Source organism: Streptomyces sp. AJS327 (genome assembly GCF_013450295.1).
GTDB lineage: Bacteria > Actinomycetota > Actinomycetes > Streptomycetales > Streptomycetaceae > Streptomyces.
Genome location: NZ_SKBR01000001.1, coordinates 1458563 through 1475369 on the forward strand (window position 1 = coordinate 1458563; position 16807 = coordinate 1475369).

The 16807-nt window shown below is 72.7% G+C and carries 13 protein-coding genes; 4 read left to right on the forward strand and 9 right to left on the reverse strand.

Going from position 1 to position 16807, the window contains the following annotated elements:
• Nucleotides 1–174: 174 nt before the first annotated feature.
• The gene (pgi, locus tag E0L36_RS05850) at nt 175–1833 is read left to right on the forward strand and encodes a glucose-6-phosphate isomerase (RefSeq protein WP_180927749.1); all 1659 of its coding nucleotides are present in this window, start codon (nt 175–177) and stop codon (nt 1831–1833) included.
• A 131-nt stretch (nt 1834–1964) separates the two neighbouring features.
• On the opposite strand, the gene pgl is transcribed toward pgi, so the two are convergent.
• Genes pgl through tkt form a run of 5 tightly spaced genes read right to left on the reverse strand, consistent with a single transcriptional unit; the run spans nt 1965 to nt 8704 of the window.
• Nucleotides 1965–2744, reverse strand: a complete 780-nt coding sequence (pgl, locus tag E0L36_RS05855) for a 6-phosphogluconolactonase (RefSeq protein WP_180927750.1) — start codon at nt 2742–2744, stop codon at nt 1965–1967.
• Nucleotides 2741–3901, reverse strand: a complete 1161-nt coding sequence (gene opcA / locus E0L36_RS05860) for a glucose-6-phosphate dehydrogenase assembly protein OpcA (RefSeq protein ID WP_180927751.1) — start codon at nt 3899–3901, stop codon at nt 2741–2743. Before opcA ends, pgl begins: the two co-directional genes overlap by 4 nt.
• A complete protein-coding gene (gene zwf, locus E0L36_RS05865) occupies nt 3898–5424 on the reverse strand; it encodes a glucose-6-phosphate dehydrogenase (RefSeq protein WP_180927752.1) in 1527 nt (508 codons plus the stop codon). Before zwf ends, opcA begins: the two co-directional genes overlap by 4 nt.
• A 5-nt stretch (nt 5425–5429) precedes the next feature.
• The gene (gene tal, locus E0L36_RS05870) at nt 5430–6578 is read right to left on the reverse strand and encodes a transaldolase (protein ID WP_180927753.1); all 1149 of its coding nucleotides are present in this window, start codon (nt 6576–6578) and stop codon (nt 5430–5432) included.
• Between the two features lie 50 nt (nt 6579–6628).
• Nucleotides 6629–8704 carry a transketolase gene (gene tkt, locus E0L36_RS05875; RefSeq protein ID WP_180927754.1) on the reverse strand — a complete coding sequence of 692 codons (2076 nt, stop codon included), beginning with the start codon at nt 8702–8704 and terminating at the stop codon, nt 6629–6631.
• A 560-nt stretch (nt 8705–9264) separates the two neighbouring features.
• Between tkt and E0L36_RS05880 the strand changes: the two genes are divergently transcribed.
• Nucleotides 9265–10206: a heme o synthase gene (locus E0L36_RS05880; RefSeq protein ID WP_180927755.1), complete on the forward strand. Its 942-nt coding sequence runs from the start codon at nt 9265–9267 to the stop codon at nt 10204–10206.
• 330 nt (nt 10207–10536) lie between these two features.
• Here the strand turns inward: E0L36_RS05880 and E0L36_RS05885 are convergent, their stop codons facing one another.
• From E0L36_RS05885 to E0L36_RS05900, 4 genes are all read right to left on the reverse strand, one after another.
• Nucleotides 10537–10851, reverse strand: coding sequence for a hypothetical protein (locus E0L36_RS05885; protein ID WP_258015911.1), 315 nt, complete (start codon nt 10849–10851; stop codon nt 10537–10539).
• Between the two features lie 127 nt (nt 10852–10978).
• Nucleotides 10979–12025 (reverse strand): COX15/CtaA family protein, encoded by a 1047-nt coding sequence (locus E0L36_RS05890; protein WP_308416644.1) that lies wholly within the window; start codon nt 12023–12025, stop codon nt 10979–10981.
• A gap of 184 nt (nt 12026–12209) precedes the next feature.
• Nucleotides 12210–13004, reverse strand: coding sequence for an ABC transporter permease (locus tag E0L36_RS05895; protein ID WP_180927757.1), 795 nt, complete (start codon nt 13002–13004; stop codon nt 12210–12212).
• Nucleotides 13001–13927: an ABC transporter ATP-binding protein gene (locus E0L36_RS05900; protein ID WP_180927758.1), complete on the reverse strand. Its 927-nt coding sequence runs from the start codon at nt 13925–13927 to the stop codon at nt 13001–13003. The genes E0L36_RS05895 and E0L36_RS05900 overlap by 4 nt, the downstream gene beginning before the upstream one ends.
• A gap of 445 nt (nt 13928–14372) precedes the next feature.
• Here E0L36_RS05900 and E0L36_RS05905 point away from each other — a divergent pair, with 445 nt between their 5' ends.
• Nucleotides 14373–15281 (forward strand): metalloregulator ArsR/SmtB family transcription factor, encoded by a 909-nt coding sequence (locus tag E0L36_RS05905; RefSeq protein ID WP_180927759.1) that lies wholly within the window; start codon nt 14373–14375, stop codon nt 15279–15281.
• The gene (gene sufB, locus E0L36_RS05910; RefSeq protein WP_180927760.1) at nt 15278–16699 is read left to right on the forward strand and encodes a Fe-S cluster assembly protein SufB; all 1422 of its coding nucleotides are present in this window, start codon (nt 15278–15280) and stop codon (nt 16697–16699) included. Before E0L36_RS05905 ends, sufB begins: the two co-directional genes overlap by 4 nt.
• Nucleotides 16700–16807 lie beyond the last annotated feature (108 nt).

A 16807-nucleotide genomic window follows, 5' to 3' on the forward strand; every position in this document is an offset into this window, starting at 1 on the left:
CGCGTATCCGGCCCACCGCCTTGGGGCGAACAGCCCCCGTATCCCCGGACGACCAGTCCCGACGGCCCGGCACCGCACCGCATCGACGGTGCGGTGCCGGGCCGTTCGTCGTCTAGGTTGGGCCCCGGCGGGGTTCGCATCGCGATAATCGAGTAGAAACGGCGGAACGCGTTGATGACTGCTGAAAGCCACCCCCGGCTCGACCGGTCGCCGCAGTGGCGGGCGCTGGTGGAGCACCGTGCGGAGGTCGGGCACCTGCGGCTACGGGAGCTGTTCGCCCAGGACCCGGACCGTGGCGAGCGGTACACCCTCCAGGTCGGGGATCTCCACATCGACTACGCGAAACACCTGGTCACCGACGAAACGCTCGGCCTGCTGCGGGAGTTGGCCGAGGGCACCGGGGTGGCCGCGCTGCGGGAGGCGATGTTCCGGGGGGAGCGGATCAACCTCACCGAGCACCGGGCGGTGCTGCACACCGCGCTGCGCGCCCCGCGGGGCGCGGTGGTGGAGGTCGACGGCGAGAACGTGGTGCCCGGGGTACACGCGGTGCTCGACCGGATGGCCGCCTTCGCGGATGCCGTGCGCTCCGGCGCGTGGCGGGGGCACACCGGGGCGCGGGTGCGGACGGTCGTCAACATCGGTATCGGCGGCTCGGATCTGGGCCCCTCGATGGCGTACGAGGCGCTGCGCGCGTACACCACGCGGGAGGTGGACTTCCGCTTCGTCTCCAACGTGGACGGTGCCGATCTGCACGAGGCGCTGCGTGACCTCGATCCGGCCGAGACCCTGTTCGTCGTCGCCTCCAAGACGTTCACCACCGTCGAGACGGTGACGAACGCGACGGCCGCCCGGCGGTGGCTGCTGGAGGGGCTGGGCGCGGACGCGTCGGCGGTGGCCCGGCACTTCGTCGCGCTGTCCACCAACGCGGCCGAGGTGGCGGAGTTCGGCATCGACACGGCCAACATGTTCGAGTTCTGGGACTGGGTCGGTGGGCGGTACTCGTACGACTCCGCCATCGGGCTCTCGCTGATGATCGCGATCGGTCCCGAACAGTTCCGCGCCATGCTGGACGGGTTCCGTTCGATGGACGAGCACTTCCGTACCGCCCCGCCGGAGCGGAACGCCCCGCTGCTGCTGGGCCTGTTGGGGATCTGGTACCGCGACTTCCACGGGGCGCAGTCCCACGCGGTGCTGCCCTACAGCCACTACCTGTCACAGTTCACCGCGTATCTCCAGCAGTTGGACATGGAGTCCAACGGCAAGTCGGTCGACCGGTCCGGGCGCGCGGTCAACTGGCCCACCGGGCCCGTGGTGTGGGGCACCCCCGGCACCAACGGCCAGCACGCCTACTACCAGTTGCTGCACCAGGGCACCGAACTCGTCCCCGTCGACCTGATCGGCTTCGCCGAGCCGATCGCCGAACTCGGCCCGCTCCGCGCCCAGCACGACCTGCTGATGGCCAACCTCTTCGCCCAGGGGCAGGCGCTGGCCTTCGGCAAGACGGCGGAGGAGGTACGGGCCGAGGGCGTTCCCGAGGAGCAGGTGCCCCACCGGACGTTCGCGGGGGACCGGCCCAGCACCACCGTGCTGGCGACCGCGCTCACCCCGTCCGTCCTGGGGCAGTTGGTGGCCCTCTACGAGCACAAGGTCTTCGTGCAGGGCGCGGTGTGGGACATCGACTCGTTCGACCAGTGGGGGGTCGAGCTGGGCAAGGTGCTGGCCAGGCGGCTCGAACCGGCGCTGACCGCGGAGTCCGGGGGCGCGGGCGTCCCCGGACTGGACAGCTCGACCGCGGGGCTGATCGGCAGGTACCGGGCGCTGCGCGGGCGCTGAGGCCCCGCCCCGCCAGACGCCCCACGCCAGACGCCCTCCCAGCAGGTCCCGCCAGGTCCCGCCGGGGTTGGGGCCGGGCGCCCGCCGGGAGGCGGCGCGCGGCCCGTCCCGGCGGCGACCGGGAGTTCCGCTCAGGCCCGGGCGCCCGGGGCGCCGGGGTAGACCTCCGGGGGCAGTTGGGCGGCGGCGGACTCGTCCAGCAACCAGAGCGTGCGCAGACCGCCGTGCGCGGCCGAGGCGGGGGAGTGCTCCGCGTCCGCCCCGGAGAGCGCCATCGCGACCGCGTTCGCCTTGTCCGCGCCCGCCGCCAGCAGCCACACCTGCCGCGCCGCGCGGATCGCGGGCAGCGTGAGCGAGATCCGGTCCGGCGGCGGCTTCGGCGCCCCGGTGACCCCGACCACGCTGCGGCCGCGCTCCAGCGGCCCCGGGAAACCGGGGAAGAGCGAGGCGACGTGGGTGTCGGGGCCGACACCCAGCAGCGTCACGTCGAAGGGCGGCACCCCTGCCTCCGCGCGGGGGTCGGCGGCGAGTTCGGCCGCGTACGCCGCGGCCGCGGCGTCCACGTCCGGGTAGCCGCTGTCCGAGGCGGGCATCGGGTGCAGCCGGGCCGGATCGAGGGGCAGCCTGCCCCACCGCTCGCCCGCCTGCGTCTCGTTGCGTTCCGGATCGCCCTCGGGGAGGAAGCGCTCGTCCCCCCACCACACGTCGACGCGGGCCCAGTCGACCGTCTCCGGGGCCGGTGCCTCGGCGACGGCCTCCAGCACGGCGTTGCCGTTCCGCCCGCCGGTGACGACCACGGAGGCCGTGGTCCGCGCGCGCTGGGCCTCGGTGATCTCCGCCAGCAGCCGGGCCGCCACCTCCCGCGCCAGCCGCTGGGCGTCGGGGAAGACCAGTACCTCCGTGACCGTCATGTCCCTCTCTCCCTCCGCCGGTTCCTCCGCCTGCCGGACGTCCCGCCTCCCGTGTCGGCGGTGCCGGGGGCGTTCGCTGAGTCCTCGGAACCCCCTGAGCCCGCGGGCTCCGCCGACCCCGCCGGTTCCGTCGGCTCTTCGGGGCCCGCTGCGCGCTGGGGCGCGGATCCGGGGCCGGGCGGGCCGACGGGGGAGGGAGCAGCCGAGACCTTCGACGGTGTCTCGTGGCGCGGGTCGCCGAGGCGTCCGACCCCGAGCCGTACCGCCCGCTCGTACGCCCGGTCCGGGTCCAGCCGCCGCAGCTCCTCCGCGAGGAGTTCGGCGGTGGTGCGCCGGTGCAGCGCCACGTGCCGGTCCGGGGCTCCGGGGATGGCCAGTTCGGCCAGGGTGCCACCGGCGCGGTCCAGCCGCACCTCGCCGTCGTCGGTGAGCAGCCGCACCGCGGTGATGCCGGGACCCTCGGTGACGGTGCGCTCCACCGGCACCCGCAGTCTTCCGGTGAGCCAGAGCGCCAGCAGCTCCGTCGAGGGGTTGTACCCCTCGCCCTCGACCACGGCTCCGGCCACCCGGCACGCCCGCTGGTCCAGGGCCGAGGCGAGCATGCTGCGCCACGGGGTGACCCGCGTCCAGGCCAGGTCGGTGTCGCCGGGGGCGTAGGTCTCGGCGCGCCGGGCCAGCGCGGTCACCGGGTCCGCCGCCGCGGCGGCGTCGGTGATCCGGCGCTGGGCGAGGGTGCCCAGCTTGTCGCGGGACGGGTGGTCCGGGGCGTCGTCCGGCCACCAGACCACCACCGGGGCGTCGGGCAGCAGCAGGGGCAGCACCACGCTGTAGGAGTGCGCGGCGAGTTCGCCGTGCAGCCGCAGCAGGACCGTCTCGCCGGAGCCCGCGCCGCCGCCCATCCGCACCTCGGCGTCCAGCCGGTGCTGCGCGCGGTCCCGGGGCGAGCGCCCGGGGCGGCGCACCACGACGAGGATGCGCGAGGGGTGCTCCATGGAGGCGCCCCGGGCGGCCTTGAGCGCGTCGTAGTGGTTGCCCTCGTCGGTGACGATGACCAGCGTCAGCACCATGCCGGTGGCCGGTGAGCCGAGCGACCGGCGGGCGCTGACCAGCTCCGCGTTGATATCGCTGGAGGTGGTGTCGGTGAGGTCGATGTTCATGGGCGCCGCCAGCTCCGTCCGTCCCGTGCCAGCATCTCGTCGGCCGCCGCCGGGCCCCAGGTCCCCGCGGCGTACGGCTCGGGTGTGCCGTGCGCGTCCCAGTACTCCTCGATGGGGTCGAGGATCTCCCAGGAGCGCTCGACCTCCTGGGGGCGGGGGAAGAGGTTCGCGTCGCCCAGCAGCACGTCCAGGATGAGACGTTCGTACGCCTCCGGGCTGGACTCGGTGAAGGACTCCCCGTAGGCGAAGTCCATCGTGACGTCGCGGATCTCCATCTGGGTGCCGGGCACCTTCGAGCCGAAGCGGATGGTGATGCCCTCGTCCGGCTGCACCCGGATGACCAGCGCGTTCTGGCCCAGCTCCTGGGTGTCGGTAGTGTCGAAGGGAGAGTGCGGGGCCCGCTGGAAGACGACCGCGATCTCGGTGACGCGGCGGCCCAGGCGCTTGCCGGTGCGCAGGTAGAACGGGACCCCGGCCCAGCGGCGGTTGTCGATCCCCAGCCGCATCGCCGCGTAGGTGTCGGTCCTGGAGTGCGGGTCGATGCCCTCCTCCTCGGTGTATCCGAGCACCTTCCGGCCGCCCTGCCAGCCCGCCGCGTACTGCCCGCGCACGGTGTGCAGGCCCAGGTCGGCGGGGAGCCGCACCGAGTTGAGGACCTTCAGCTTCTCGGTGAGCAGGGCCCGCGCGTCGAAGGAGGAGGGCTCCTCCATCGCGGTCAGGGCCAGCAGCTGGAGGAGGTGGTTCTGGATCACGTCGCGGGCCGAGCCGATGCCGTCGTAGTACCCGGCCCGGCCGCCGATGCCGATGTCCTCGGCCATCGTGATCTGTACGTGGTCGACGTAGCCCCGGTTCCAGAGCGGTTCGAACATGGTGTTGGCGAACCGCAGCGCCAGGATGTTCTGGACCGTCTCCTTGCCGAGGTAGTGGTCGATGCGGAAGACCTGGTCCGGCTGGAAGACCTCGTGGACCACCGCGTTCAGCTCCCGCGCGCTGGTGAGGTCGTGTCCGAACGGCTTCTCGATGATCGCCCGGCGCCAGGAGCCCTCCGGGGCGTCGGACAGCCCGTGCCGCTTGAGCTGGGAGACGACGGTGGGGAAGAACTTCGGCGGGATGGAGAGGTAGAAGGCGTAGTTGCCGCCGGTGCCCCGGCACTTGTTGAGGTCCTCGATGGTGGCCCGGAGGTTCTCGAAGGCGTCGTCGTCGTCGAAGACCCCGGGGACGAAGCGCATGCCCTCGGACAGCTGCCGCCAGACCTCCTCGCGGAACTCGGTGCGGGCGTGCTCGCGCACCGCGTCGTGCACCACCTGGGCGAAGTCCTCGTTCTCCCAGTCCCGGCGGGCGAAGCCGACGAGCGAGAAACCGGGCGGCAGCAGGCCGCGGTTGGCCAGGTCGTAGATGGCGGGCATCAACTTTTTTCGTGACAAATCGCCCGTGACACCGAAGATCACCAGGCCCGACGGCCCCGCGATGCGCGGGAGCCGCCGGTCCTCGGCGTCACGCAGCGGATTCGCTGCGCTGTTCACCTGTCCTACGCCTCCTTGGGGGCCAAGCGGCGCAGCTCGGCCTCGGTGGAGGAGAGCAGGTCGAGCCAGGCCGACTCGAACTTCTCCACACCCTCGTCCTCCAGTACCCGGACGACCTCGTCGTAGGAGATGCCCAGCGCGTCCACCGCGTCCAGCACCTCACGCGCCTCCTCGTAGCTGCCGCGGACCGTCTCGCCGGTGATCTCACCGTGGTGCGCGGTAGCCTCCAGGGTGGCCTCCGGCATGGTGTTGACGGTGTTCGGGGCGACCAGCCCGGCGACATACAGGGTGTCCGGCAGGGCCGGGTCCTTCACGCCGGTCGACGCCCAGAGCGGGCGCTGCGCGTTGGCGCCCGCCTTCTCCAGCGCCTGCCAGCGTGCGGAGGCGATGACCTCCTCGTACGCCTGGTAGGCCAGCCGCGCGTTGGCCAGGGCCGCCTTGCTCTTCAGCGCCTTCGCCTCGTTCGTGCCGACCGCGTCCAGCCGCTTGTCGATCTCGGTGTCCACCCGGGAGACGAAGAACGAGGCCACGGACTGGATCTCGCCCAGGTCCAGCCCCAGCGCCTTCGCCTTCTCCAGGCCGGACATGTACGCGTCCATCACCTCGCGGTACCGGTCGAGCGAGAAGATCAGCGTGACGTTGACGCTGATGCCCATCCCGATCGTCTCCGTGATCGCGGGCAGCCCCGCGGCGGTGGCCGGGATCTTGATCAGCGTGTTCGGCCGGTCGACCAGCCAGGCCAGCTGCCGGGCCTCGGCGACCGTCGCGCGCGTACGGTGCGCCAGCCGGGGGTCGACCTCGATCGACACCCGGCCGTCCCGGCCGTCCGTCGCCTCGAAGACTGGGCGCAGCACGTCCGCCGCGTCCCGCACGTCCGCCGTGGTGATCATGCGGATGGCCTCGTCGACGGTGACGCCGCGGCTCGCCAGGTCCTCCAGCTGCCGTTCGTAACCGCTGCCCTCCTCACCGTCGGCCGGGGTGACGTACCCCGAGGAGATGGCCTTCTGGAAGATCGTCGGATTGGTGGTGACCCCCACCACGTGCTGCTCGTCCAGCAGTTCACTGAGGTTGCCGGAGTTGATGCGCTTGCGCGACAGGTCGTCCAGCCAGATCGCCACGCCCTCGTCGGAGAGGCGCTTGAGTGCGTCTGTCATGGGATTGCTTCTCCTGTGCTCGTTGGAGCTGTTGACTCGGGCGCCGGGCGTCAGTTCGCCACGGCTTCCAGGGACTCCCTCGCCGCCGCCGTCACCGCTTCGGGGGTCAGGCCGAACTCGCGGAAGAGCACCTTGCCGTCCGCCGAGGCACCGAAGTGCTCCAGCGACACCAAGCGCCCCGCCTCGCCGACGTAACGGTGCCACGTCAGACCGCTGCCCGCCTCCACGGCCACGCGGGCGCGCACGCCGGAGGGCAGCACGCTCTCCCGGTACTCCGCGTCCTGCTCCTCGAACCACTCGACGCACGGCATCGAGACCACCCGGGTGGGCACGCCCTGCGCCTGGAGCTCCTCCCGCGCGGCGACCGCCAGCTGCACCTCAGAACCGGTGCCGATCAGGACGACCTGCGGGTTGCCCCCCTCGGCCTCGCGCAGCACGTAACCGCCGCGCGCCGCCTCCGGGTGCGCCTCGTAGACCGGCACGCCCTGCCGGGTCAGTGCGATGCCGTGCGGCGCGGGCCGGGTGGCGTGCCGCCGCAGCACCTCGGCCCAGACGACGGCGGTCTCGTTGGCGTCCGCCGGGCGGACGATGTTGAGGCCGGGGATGGCGCGCAGCGCGGAGAGGTGCTCCACCGGCTGGTGCGTCGGCCCGTCCTCGCCCAGCCCGATCGAGTCGTGCGTCCAGACGTAGGTGACGGGCAGGCCCATCAGCGCGGCGAGCCGCACCGCGGGACGCATGTAGTCGGAGAAGACCAGGAAGGTCCCCCCGTAGATCCGGGTGTTGCCGTGCAGCGCGACGCCGTTCATGGTGGCGCCCATCGCGTGCTCCCGGATGCCGAAGTGCACGGTCCGGCCGTACGGGCCGGCGTTCGGCAGCGGGTTGTCCGCCGGCAGGAAGGAACTCTCGTCGAACGTGGTGTTGTTCGACCCGGCCAGGTCGGCGGAGCCACCCCAGAGTTCGGGGACGACCGGCCCGAGCGCCTTCAGCACCGAGCCCGACGCCTTACGGGTCGCCACCGACTCGCCCGGCTCGAAGGACGGCAGCGCCGCCTCCCAGCCCTCGGGCAGCTCGCCAGCGGTGACCCGGTCGAAGAGCGCCCCGCGCTCCGGGTTGGCCGCGCGCCAGGAGGCCAGCCGCTCCTCCCAGGCGGCGCGGACCTCCTTGCCGCGCGCGCCCGCCGCGCGGGTGTGCTCCAGCACCTCGTCCGCCACGGCGAAGTGCGCCTCCGGGTCGAAGCCCAGCCGCTCCTTGGTGGCCGCGATCTCCGGCTCGCCCAGCGCGGCGCCGTGCGCCGCCTCGGTGCCCTGCGCGTTGGGGGCGGGCCAGGCGATGATCGAGCGGGCCGCGATGATCGACGGACGCTCGGTCTCGGCCCGCGCGGCCCGCAGCGCCGCGCACAGCCCGTGCGGGTCGAGGTCGCCGTTCGGCAGTTGGTCGACCCGCTGCACGTGCCAGCCGTACGCCTCGTACCGGCCGAGGACGTCCTCGGAGTACGCGGTGGCGGTGTCGCCCTCGATCGAGATGTGGTTGTCGTCGTACAGCAGCACCAGGCTGCCGAGCCGCTGGTGACCGGCGAGCGAGGACGCCTCCGAGGAGATGCCCTCCTGGAGGTCACCGTCGCCCGCGATCACCCAGATGGTGTGGTCGAAGGGAGAGCTGCCGGCCGGCGCCTCCGGGTCGAAGAGCCCGCGCTCGTACCGCGCGGCCATCGCCATGCCCACCGCGTTGGCGACGCCCTGCCCCAGCGGACCGGTGGTCGTCTCCACCCCGACGGTGTGGCCGTACTCCGGGTGGCCGGGGGTGCGGCTGCCCCAGGTGCGGAAGGACTTCAGGTCGTCCAGCTCCAGGCCGTACCCCGCGAGGTAGAGCTGGATGTAGAGGGTCAGGCTGGAGTGCCCGGCGGACAGCACGAAGCGGTCCCGGCCCACCCACGACGGGTCGGCGGGGTCGTGCCGCATCAGCTTCTGGAAGAGCAGATACGCGGCGGGTGCGAGGCTCATGGCCGTGCCGGGGTGGCCGTTGCCGACCTTCTGCACGGCGTCCATGGCCAGAACCCGGACGGTATCGACGGCCTTCTGGTCCAGTTCGGTCCACTCAAGGTCTGTGGTGGTCGGCTCGCTGCTCACCCTGTGTCAGGGCTCCTCTCACGGACAGGTCTCACGTACGGGTCGAAGACCGTTTACGCCGGTGACACTGCGCTCACCGGGCCGTTCCGAGCCTACCGTCGACCCGGTGCGCACCTATTCGAGTGCTCGCAGGATGGGCATCGGTTGCCCCGGGCAACCGATATCACGGCCCCCGCCGGTCCCCACCACCCCGTTTCCAGCCCTTCTCCCTCCCCTTTCCCTACCGTTCCCCCTCGTTCCCCTCTGCTCCGTCCCCCGCTCACTTCTCCCCCTCCTCCCTCTTCTCCCCCTCTCCTCTGGCGGTTCGCCGGACGGGGATGTGCCCGCGCGGGCTGACGGGGCGTCCGGCGCGAGTCCGTGGGCCGGGCGTCACGGCGCCGCGCGACCCCGGGACCGGGGGGCGGGAGAGGGGCGGCGGGTGGCGGCCCAACACGGACCACCCCCGTGGGGGGTCACCAATGGCCAACGTCTAAAGTGGCGTGGTACGCGCGAGCTTTACCGGGACCGCACGTCTGTCCACCTATTCGGGCTCGCTTGTTCTTGAGTGATCAGGGGTGTTCGTGACGGCCGTCGAATCCCGTCCCGCGGGTGTGCTCGACCACAGCACCGTGCGCCGACCGTTCCGTGCCAGGCTCCTGGCCTTCATTGAGCTGACCAAGCCCCGGATCATCGAGCTGCTGCTGATGACCACGGTGCCGGTGATGTTCCTGGCGGCGGAGGGCGTGCCCAACCTGTGGCTCACCGTGGCCACCTGCGTGGGCGGCTACCTCTCCGCGGGCGGCGCCAACTCGCTGAACATGTACATCGACCGGGACATCGACGCGCTGATGCACCGCACCGAGCGCCGTCCGCTGGTCACCGGCATGGTCAGCCCGCGCGAGGCGCTGGTCTTCGGCATCTCGCTCGCGGTGATCTCCACCGTCTGGTTCGGCCTGCTGGTCAACTGGCTGTCCGCCGGGCTGGCGCTGGGCGCCCTGCTCTTCTACGTCTTCGTCTACACGCTGCTGCTCAAGCGGCGCACCTCGCAGAACATCGTCTGGGGTGGCATCGCGGGCTGTATGCCGGTGTTCATCGGCTGGTCCTCGGTGACCAACGAGGTGAGCTGGGCGGCCGTCATCCTGTTCCTGGTGATGTTCTTCTGGACGCCGCCGCACTACTGGCCGCTCTCCATGAAGGTGCGCGAGGACTACCAGCGGGTCGGTGTCCCGATGCTGCCGGTGGTCGCCACCAACCGGGTCGTCGCGCGGCAGATCGTCATCTACAGCTGGGTCATGGTCGGGGTCTCCCTGCTGCTCTGGCCGCTGGGATACGTCGGCTGGTTCTACCCGCTGGTGGCGGTGCTGGCCGGCGGACTGTGGCTCTGGGAGGCCCACGCGCTCCAGGCCCGCGCCAAGGCCGGGGTGACCGGGGCCAAGCTCAAGGAGATGCGGCTCTTCCACTGGTCGATCACCTACGTGTCGCTGCTCTTCCTCGCCGTCGCGGTCGACCCCTTCCTGCGCTGAGCGACCGGGGGACGGGGCCCGGGAGGTCGGGCCGCCGCTCCCCGGCGCCCCGCTCGCGACCCGCGGGACAAGAACGCCCGGGTGTCCCGAACGCCCGGGCGCGCGCCCCGCGTTCACCCCGCGCCACCGCGACCCCTCCCGCCCCGCGACCGCGACGCCCTCCCGTCGGGGGCCCGTTCCCCGCGGCTCCCGCCCCTCGTTCCCGCCCCCGGACGTGTTCACCACGGCACGCGTGCGCCCCTCCCCACAGGACGGCGGGGAGGGGCGGTGGGGGCGCCCGCCGAGGGGGCGGGCGGGAGGAGCGTGGGGTGGCGGACGTCCTCGGGGGGATCAGGGGTTGGGCGGGCCGCCGACCTGGCTTCCGGCCATGCGCGTCCACTCGTAGGGGCCGGTGCGCATGCGGTCGGCGAGTTCCCCGTCGAGGGTGTCGTGGAGGGTGATCCCGGCGCGCTCCGCCGCCTGCCGGGCCGTGTCCATGGACGGGGCCATCAGATCCCCCCAGCCGCCGTCCGCGCCGACCAGGACGAGGCGGGCGCCCCGCTGGCCGACGTAGGAGACCTGCCCGTCGGCGCTGCCGCCGTGCGACCGGGCGAAGGCGGTGATCTGGTGCGCGAGCCGTTCCGCCCGCTTGCTGCTGTCTGCCATGCGCCGCATGCTACCGACGGGTAAAAGACCTGGCGACGGGCGTGCCCCGGGGGAGACCGAGGACACACCCCGCGCCGGTGCGCCCCGCCGCCCCTCCTGACGGATGCCGACGGGGCAGGGGGGACCGTCAGCGCCGGGTGGCGGCGACGGGGCCGTCGTCCACCGGGGTGGCGGCGCCGTCCTCCGCCGCCGGGGGAGCGGTGGCCGCGCCGGTGGCGTCCGTGCCCGGCGCGGCGCTGGGCGCGGGGCCGCGCTCGCGGAGGGACAGCAGCAGTCGCAGCACCGCGATCCACACCAGGCAGGAGCCCAGCATGTGCAGCCCGACGAGGAACTCGGGCAGCTCGATGGCGTACTGCACGTACCCGAGACCGCCCTGCGCCACCAGCACCAGGAAGAGTTCGCGGGCCCGCCGGATCGGCCCGTGGGGGCCGTCGACCAGGCGCAGCGCGATCCACACCGCGATGGTCAGCGCCGTCACCAGCCAGGCGAGGGCGGAGTGCAGCTGGGCCACGGTGTCCCAGTCGAACGGCATCCGCGGGACGTCGCTGCTGTCGCCCGCGTGCGGTCCGGCGCCGGTCACCCCGGTGCCCACCACGACCAGGAGACAGGTGACCACGGTGAGCGCCACCGCGAGCTGCCGGATCCGCCGGCCCGCCAGCGGCCGGGGACGCTCGTCCCCCTCGCGGGCGCGGAGCCAGGTGAGCGTGGTGAGCGTGAGCAGCCCCGTGGCGAGCAGGAAGTGGCCCGCGACGGTGTAGGGGTTCAGCTTGGTCAGCACCGTGACGCCGCCCCACACGCCGTTGCCCACCACCACCCAGAACTGGGCCCAGGCGAGGCGGCTGAGCTGGGGACGGCCGGGCTTGGCCGCGCGCGCCGCGATGATGGCCCAGCCGACGGCGGCGCAGAGCACGTACGTCAGCATCCGGTTGCCGAACTCGATGACGCCGTGCAGCCCCATCTCGGAGGTGGCGACCAGGCTGTCGTCAGAGCACTTGGGCCAGGTGTCACAGCCGAGGCCGGAACCGGTGAGACGCACCGCGCCGCCGGTCACGACGATGACGACGCTCATCACCAGGGGGGCCAGGGTGGCGCGCTGGAGGGCGCGCTGGGACGGCGTCCAGCGCGCCGCGATGTACGCGATCGGGTTGCGTACGAACTCGGGCAGTTTCGGCACGGGAACATCGTAGGACGCCGCTTGTGCGCGCTTTCACGAGGGGCCGGGAAGAACCGGGGAGGACGGGAGAGAAGGGGCCGGGAACGTGCCCGGAACCCTCCGGGCCGCCTCGCCGTGTCCCCCGGCCTTCCGCCTGACCCGAACCTCCCCGGTGGCGGCCGGAGGACCGCCCGGCGGGCCCGGCTCACTCCCAGCGGAACAGCCGCGCCGCCGCGGCCAGCCCCGCAACCGCCCAGCAGGCGAGGATCCCGACCGCGCCCCAGGGCGTCCCGGCACCGTGCTGGAGGACCTCGCGCAGACCGTCGGAGAGCGCCGCCACCGGCAGCAGCTCCAGCACGGCACGGACCGGCTCGGGGAAGCGCTCCAGCGGCACCACCACCCCGCCGCCCACCAGCAGCAGGACGAAGACGAGGTTCGCGGCGGCCAGCGTGGCCTCCGCCCGCAGGGTGCCCGCCATCAGCAGCCCGAGTCCGCTGAAGGCCGCCGTGCCCAGCAGGAGCAGCAGCGCCACGGTGACCGGGTTGCCCCGTGGCGACCAGCCCAGGGCGAGGGCGACCCCGGTGAGCAGTGCCAGCTGGAGGAGTTCGATCACCAGCACCGAGCAGGTCTTCGCCGTCATCAGTCCCCAGCGCGGCAGGGGCGAGGCGCCGAGGCGCTTCAGCACCCCGTAGCGCCGCTCGAAGCCGGTGGAGATCGCCTGCCCGGTGAACGCGGTGGAGAGCACCGCGAGGGCCAGCACCCCGGGTGCGAGGAAGTCGACCCGCTCCCCGCCCGAGGCGTCCCCGGCGTTCCCCGCGGGGACGTTGACGATGTCGACGAGACTGAAGACCACCAGCAGCAGCGTCGGGATGACGACGGTCAGCAGCAGCTGCTCGCCGTGGCGCAGGAGCATCCGGGTCTCCAGCGCCGCCTGCGCCACGATCATGCGGGCCAGCGGGGCGGCCCCCGGGGCGGGGGCGAGGGTTCCGGCCGGGCTCATGAGCGCAGCTCCTTCCCGGTCAGTTCGAGGAAGACGTCCTCCAGGGTGTGCCGTTCGACCGCGATGTGGCCCGGCAGCACCCCGTGCTGGGCGCACCAGGTGGTGACGGTGGCCAGCAGCTGGGGGTCGACGGTGCCGGTCAGCCGGTACTCGCCCGGGCTCTGCTCGGTGGCGGTGCTGTCCGCCGGGAGCGCCTTGAGAAGCGAGTCGAGGTCCAGGCCCGGCCGCCCGGTGAAGCGCAGCGTGTTCTCCGCGCCACCCCGGCACAGCTCCTCGGGGCTGCCCCGGGCGATGATCCGGCCACCGTCGACGATCGCGACGTCGTCGGCCAGGTCCTCGGCCTCCTCCATGTGGTGCGTGGTGAGCACCGTGGTGACGCCGTCGGCGCGCAGTTCCCGCACCAGCTCCCAGGTCGCGCGGCGGGCCTGCGGGTCGAGGCCCGCGGTCGGCTCGTCGAGGAAGACCAGCTCGGGCCGGCCGACCACGGCCATGGCCAGCGCGAGGCGCCGCTGCTGACCGCCGGAGAGCCTGCGGTAGGGAGTCCGGCCGCAGCCGCCCAGGCCGAGCCGGTCCATCAGCGCGGGGACGTCCAGCGGGTGGGCGTGCAGCCGGGCCATGTGGCGCAGCATCTCCCCGGCGCGGACGGTGGGGTAGACGCCGCCGCTCTGGAGCATCACGCCGATCCGGGGCCGCAGCCGGGCGGAGTCCGCGAGCGGGTCGAGCCCCAGGACGCGCACGCTGCCCGCGTCCGGTCTGCGGTAGCCCTCGCAGATCTCGACGGTGGTCGTCTTGCCCGCCCCGTTGGGGCCCAGGAAGGCGGTGACGCCGCCACGGTCGACGGTCAGGTCCAGCCCGTCCACCGCGGTGTGCCCGCCGTACCGCTTCACCAGCCCGGCGACCTCGACCGCCGCTGTCCTTCGCATGGGGGAAGTCTAGGGAGCGGCTGGGCGGGGGCCCGCCCCGGGTGAGGGGAGATGACGGGTGACGGGCTGAGGGGCGGCGAGGTGACGGGACCCGCGCGGCCCGTGGAGGGCAGCACGAGGAGCCGGGCCGGTGGGGTGGATCGGGCGAGTGGGGCTGGTGGTGCTGGTGGTGTTGGTGGGGTTGGTGTGGTGAGGCCCCGGTCGGTCCGGCGGGGGTACGCGGCGCGGACCGGGCGCCCGGGGCCGGACGGGGCCGCCCGGGCCGGACGGGAGGGGTGGGTGCGGGGCGCCGGGGCGCACGGCGGGTGCGCCCGTCCCGAAGCGGGGGCTGACCAGGCCGAACCGGGTCCGGTGGCGGTAAGGCTCTCCTTACGTGACGCAGTCCATTCCGCCCGGCTCCCGGCGCCGCTTGCCCGGCTTCGCGGAATTACGCAACAATGACGTTGTGAAAAAGCAGGGTGACGGTCAGCGGACGCGACCGACGGCTGAGCAGGCCGTCGGCGGCTCGGCGCTGTCCTCCTCCGCCCTGGACGAGCAGAGCGGCACCCGGAACAAGGTCGCGCGCTCCATCCTGGACCACGGCCCCTCCACCGCGGCCGAGCTGGCCCGTCGGCTGGGGCTGACGCAGGCGGCGGTCCGCCGTCATCTGGACGCGCTCGCCGCCGAGGGCGTGGTCGAGGCCCGGGAGAAGCGGGTGTACGGCTCGCGTGGCCGGGGCCGTCCGGCGAAGGTCTTCGCCCTCACCGACGGCGGGCGGGACGCCTTCGACCAGGCGTACGACGAGCTGGCGGCGGACGCCCTGCGCTGGATCGCGCGGAGCGCGGGCGGCGGCGAGCTGGGCGAGGCGGCGATCGCGGAGTTCGCCCGCGCGCGCCTGGCCGACCAAGCCGAGAAGTACCGCGACCTGCTGGAGCGCGTCCCGCCCGAGGAGCGCACCCGCGCACTGGCGGAAGCGCTCAGCGCGGACGGGTACGCTGCCACTGCGCGCGGCGCGCCCGGCTCGGCCGGCGAGCAGCTCTGCCAGCACCACTGCCCGGTGGTGCACACCGCCGAACAGTTCCCACAGCTCTGCGAGGCGGAGACCGAGGTCTTCTCCCGTCTGCTCGGCACCCATGTGCAACGGCTGGCGACCATCGCCCACGGCGACGGGGTGTGCACCACGTTCATCCCGCGGACCAGACCCCGGTCGGCCGCCGGGGCCGAGGGGGAGCCGGATTCCGGCGCCCCGGGGCCCGACGGAACCGCCCGGTCCGCGGCTCCCGCCGGCCGCCTCGAAGCAGCGGACCGCGCAGGACCCGCAGACCGTTCAGAACCCGCACCATCCGTGAAAGACGCCGGGAGGAACCCCGCATGACTGCTCCGACCGAGACCGCCCACCCCGAACTCGATGGGCTGGGCACCTACGAGTACGGCTGGGCCGACTCCGACGCGGCGGGCGCCGCGGCGAAGCGCGGCCTGTCCGAGGAGGTCGTCCGCGACATCTCGGGGAAGAAGGACGAGCCGGAGTGGATGCTGAAGCTGCGGCTGAAGGGGCACCGGCTGTTCGAGAAGAAGCCCATGCCGAACTGGGGCTCGGACCTCTCCGGCATCGACTTCGACAACATCAAGTACTTCGTGCGGTCCACCGAGGAGCAGGCCCAGAGCTGGGAGGACCTCCCGGAGGACATCAAGAACACCTACGACCGGCTGGGCATCCCCGAGGCGGAGAAGCAGCGGCTGGTGGCGGGTGTCGCCGCGCAGTACGAGTCCGAGGTGGTCTACCACCAGATCCGTGAGGACCTGGAGAAGCAGGGCGTCCTCTTCCTGGACACCGACACCGCGCTGCGCGAGCACCCGGAGATCTTCAAGGAGCACTTCGGCACGGTGATCCCGGCGGGCGACAACAAGTTCGCCGCGCTGAACACGGCCGTGTGGTCCGGCGGTTCCTTCATCTACGTGCCGCCGGGCGTGCACGTCGACATCCCGCTCCAGGCCTACTTCCGGATCAACACCGAGAACATGGGCCAGTTCGAGCGGACGCTGATCATCGTCGACGAGAACGCCTACGTGCACTACGTCGAGGGCTGCACCGCGCCGATCTACAACTCGGACTCGCTGCACTCGGCGGTCGTGGAGATCATCGTCAAGAAGGGCGGCCGCTGCCGCTACACGACCATCCAGAACTGGTCGAACAACGTCTACAACCTGGTGACCAAGCGTGCCGTCGCCTACGAGGGCGCGACGATGGAGTGGGTCGACGGCAACATCGGCTCCAAGGTCACCATGAAGTACCCGGCGATCTACCTCATGGGGGAGCACGCCAAGGGCGAGACGCTCTCCGTGGCCTTCGCGGGCGAGGGACAGCACCAGGACGCCGGCGCGAAGATGGTCCACATGGCGCCGCGCACCTCCTCGAACATCGTCTCCAAGTCGGTGGCGCGGAGCGGCGGGCGTACCTCCTACCGCGGTCTCATCGAGATCGGGGAGGGCGCCGAGAACTCCAAGTCCAACGTGCTGTGCGACGCGCTGCTGGTCGACACCGTCTCCCGCTCGGACACCTACCCCTACGTCGACGTCCGCGAGGACGACGTGACCATGGGGCACGAGGCGACGGTCTCCAAGGTCAGCGACGACCAGCTGTTCTACCTGATGCAGCGGGGCCTCTCGGAGGACGAGGCGATGGCGATGATCGTCCGTGGCTTCGTCGAGCCGATCGCCAAGGAGCTGCCGATGGAGTACGCGCTGGAGCTGAACCGGCTGATCGAGCTCCAGATGGAAGGCGCGGTCGGCTAGCCGGGCGGACCGGTGCACACCCCCGCGGGCGCGCACCGGCCGGTGCGCGAGCAGCGGGGCGACCCGTCGGCGCTCGCCGGTGGCGGGCGAAATCACTGAAGCAGAAAG

Bases quoted from the DNA above. Each gene is read 5' to 3' on its own strand.
- pgi (WP_180927749.1), top strand. From the start codon at position 175: ATGACTGCTGAAAGCCACCCCCGGCTCGACCGGTCGCCGCAGTGGCGG.
- pgl (WP_180927750.1), bottom strand. From the start codon at position 2,744: ATGACGGTCACGGAGGTACTGGTCTTCCCCGACGCCCAGCGGCTGGCG.
- opcA (WP_180927751.1), bottom strand. From the start codon at position 3,901: ATGAACATCGACCTCACCGACACCACCTCCAGCGATATCAACGCGGAG.
- tal (WP_180927753.1), bottom strand. From the start codon at position 6,578: ATGACAGACGCACTCAAGCGCCTCTCCGACGAGGGCGTGGCGATCTGG.
- E0L36_RS05885 (WP_258015911.1), bottom strand. From the start codon at position 10,851: ATGGCAGACAGCAGCAAGCGGGCGGAACGGCTCGCGCACCAGATCACC.
- E0L36_RS05895 (WP_180927757.1), bottom strand. From the start codon at position 13,004: ATGAGCCCGGCCGGAACCCTCGCCCCCGCCCCGGGGGCCGCCCCGCTG.
- E0L36_RS05900 (WP_180927758.1), bottom strand. From the start codon at position 13,927: ATGCGAAGGACAGCGGCGGTCGAGGTCGCCGGGCTGGTGAAGCGGTAC.
- sufB (WP_180927760.1), top strand. From the start codon at position 15,278: ATGACTGCTCCGACCGAGACCGCCCACCCCGAACTCGATGGGCTGGGC.